General features: G+C 69.2%; 2 protein-coding genes. Both read right to left on the minus strand.

Translation table 11 applies throughout. The annotated features are described in order from the left end of the window. A partial coding sequence (glgB, locus tag AC1DY2_RS17865; RefSeq protein ID WP_476763631.1) for a 1,4-alpha-glucan branching protein GlgB occupies positions 1-1,991 on the minus strand: 1,991 nt, incomplete at its 3' end. Continuing rightward, positions 1,984-3,058 (minus strand): alpha-amylase family protein (locus AC1DY2_RS17870; protein ID WP_476763632.1); only part of this gene is annotated, 1,075 nt, incomplete at its 5' end. The genes glgB and AC1DY2_RS17870, both read right to left, overlap by 8 nt.

The following is a 3,058-nucleotide window of genomic DNA, read 5'->3' on the forward strand; positions in this document are numbered from 1 at the left end:
AAGTTGACCACGCAGAGGAGCGGCCGGCGGTCGCGGTCGTAGCGGATGAACGCGATCACGTTCTCGTTCGCCGCGCCGCCTTCGATCCACTCGAACCCCGAGGCGTCGTCGTCGAGCTGCCACAGCGCCGCGGTCTCGCGGTAGGTGCGGTTCAGCGCGCCCACGAACTCGGCGAGCTGGCGGTGCGAGGGCTGGTCGAGGATCCACCAGTCGAGGCCGCGCTCCTCGCTCCACTCCGAGAGCTGGCCGAACTCCTGGCCCATGAAGAGCAGCTGCTTGCCCGGGTGCGCCCACATGTACGACAGGTAGGCGCGCACGTTGGCGAGCTGCTGCCAGTGGTCGCCCGGCATCTTGCGGATGAGCGAGCCCTTGCCGTGCACGACCTCGTCGTGGCTGATGGGCAGCACGAAGTGCTCGCTGAACGCGTAGAGGAACGAGAAGGTGAGGTCGTGATGATGGTGCGCGCGGTACATCGGGTCCTTCGAGATGTACTGCAGCGTGTCGTGCATCCAGCCCATGTTCCACTTGAAGCCGAACCCGAGGCCCCCCGACGACGTGGGCGCGGTCACGCCCGGCCACGACGTCGACTCCTCGGCGATCATGACGATGCCGGGGTTGCGCTTGTACGCCGTCGCCGTGGCCTCCTGCAGGAACGAGATGGCTTCGAGGTGCTCGCGGCCGCCGTACTGGTTCGGCAGCCACTCGCCGTCCTCGCGGGAGTAGTCGAGGTAGAGCATCGAGGCGACGGCGTCGACGCGGAGCCCGTCGACGTGCATCTCCTCGAGCCAGAACAGCGCGTTGGCGACGAGGAAGTTGCGCACGCGCGGGTTGCCGAAGTCGAAGACGTAGGTGCCCCAGTCCTTCTGCTCACCACGACGGGGGTCGGGATGCTCGTACAGCGGCTCGCCGTCGAACCGCGCCAGCGCCCAGTCGTCCTTCGGGAAGTGGCCCGGAACCCAGTCCATGATCACGCCGATGCCGGCCCGGTGCAGCCGGTCGATGAGGTACTTCAGGTCGTCGGGGCTGCCGAATCGCGAGGTGATCGCGTAGTAGCCGGTCACCTGGTAGCCCCACGATCCGCCGAACGGATGCTCCGCCAGCGGCATGAACTCCACGTGCGTGTACCCGAGCCAGTCGAGGTACTCGATCAGCTCGTCGGCGACGTCGCGGTAGCCGCGACCCGGGCGCCACGACCCGAGGTGCAGCTCGTACGTGCTCATCGGGCGCTCGTGCGGATTCGTGACCGCGCGCTGCGACATCCACTCGCCGTCGCCCCATTCGTATGAGCTGACGCTCACGACCGACGCCGTCGACGGGGCGATCTCGGCCTGCCTGGCCATCGGGTCGGCCTTCATGATCCAGTGCCCGGCCGGGGTCAGGATCTCGAACTTGTAGATGGTGCCGGGCTCGAGTTCGGGCACGAACAGTTCCCACACGCCCGTGCCGCCCATGCTCCGCATCGCGTGCCCGGCGCCGTCCCAGCGGTTGAACTCGCCCACGACGCGCACCGCGCCGGCGCGCGGCGCCCAGACGGTGAACGACGTGCCGCGCACGCCGCCGCCGACGCCCCAGTGCTCGCGGTGATGCGCGCCCAGCACCTGCCAGAGCTGCTCGTGCCGGCCCTCGCCGATGAGGTGCAGGTCGAGCTCGCCGATCGTGGGCGCGAACCGGTAGGGGTCCTCGCTCGTCCACTCGTCGTCGCCGTAGCGGGCGCGGATGAGGTAGTCGACGGGGCCGAAGTCGCCGGCTCCCGCCCAGATGCCGTGCCCCACGTGCTGCAGCGGCAGCACGTCCCCGCCGTCGAGCAGCGCGTCGACGCGGTCGGCGAGCGGCCGCCGCGTGCGGATGACCGTGTGCACGCCGGGCGTGCCGGCCAGCTCGAAGCCGTGCTGGCCGAGCACCGAGTGCGGATCGGCGTGTCGTCCCTCCGCGACGGCGACGAGCTGCGCGTCGTCGACCGCGGGGCCCGCCTGCGGCATCCGCTCAGTCATCGCTGCCTCGCACCACGTGGAGGATGTGCGCCGGTCGCGTGAAGGCGTCGAGACGCACGTAGTTGGCGTCGCCCCAGTCCCAGCGATCACCGGTGACGAGGTCTTCCACCTCGAAGCGGATGCCGGGGGTGAGCCCGATGGCGGCGAGATCGAGGTGCACGGTGGTCTCCCTCACGGAGTGCGGGTCGACGTTCGCGACCACGATGACGGTGTCGTCGCGCCCGTCGGGCGTGAACCGGCCCGGGAGGTGCTTGGAGTACACGACCACGGCGTCGTCCTCGCTGGCGTGGAAGCGGATGTTGCGCAACTGTCCGAGCGCGGGGTGCGCGGCGCGGATCGCGTTGAGGATGCCGAGGTACAGGGCGAGCGAGCGGCCCTCGGCCTCGGCGGCCGCGAAGTCGCGTGGCTTGTACTCGTACTTCTCGTTGTCGATGGCCTCCTCGGCACCCGGCCGGGCCACCGACTCGAAGAGCTCGAAGCCCGCGTAGACGCCCCACGTGGGCGCCGCGGTGGCGGCGATCGTCGCGCGCACCGTGAACGCGGCCGGGCCGCCGAACTGGAGGTACTCGGTGAGGATGTCGGGCGTGTTCACGAACAGGTTCGGCCGCATGAAGTCGGCCGTCTCCTGCGACACCGAGGTGAGGAACTCCTCCAGCTCCTCCTTGGTGTTGCGCCACGTGAAGTAGGAGTAGGACTGCTGGAAGCCCGCCATGGCGAGCGCCTGCATCATCGCCGGGCGGGTGAACGCCTCGGCGAGGAACACCACGTCGGGGTCCTCGGCGTTGACGGCGCCGATGAGCCGCTCCCAGAACATGAGCGGCTTCGTGTGGGGGTTGTMGACGCGGAAGATCTTCACGCCCTGCTTCATCCAGTGCCGCACGATGCGCAGCACCTCGACGAAGATGCCCTCGGGGTCGTCGTCGAAGTTCACCGGATAGATGTCCTGGTACTTCTTCGGCGGGTTCTCGGCGTAGCGGATGGTGCCGTCGGGCAACTGCGTGAACCAGTCGGGATGCTCCGCCACCCATGGGTGATCGGGGGAGGCCTGCAGCGCGAGGTCGAGGGCG

The sequence above is a fragment of the Agromyces sp. P1_H4 genome (assembly GCF_056405255.1).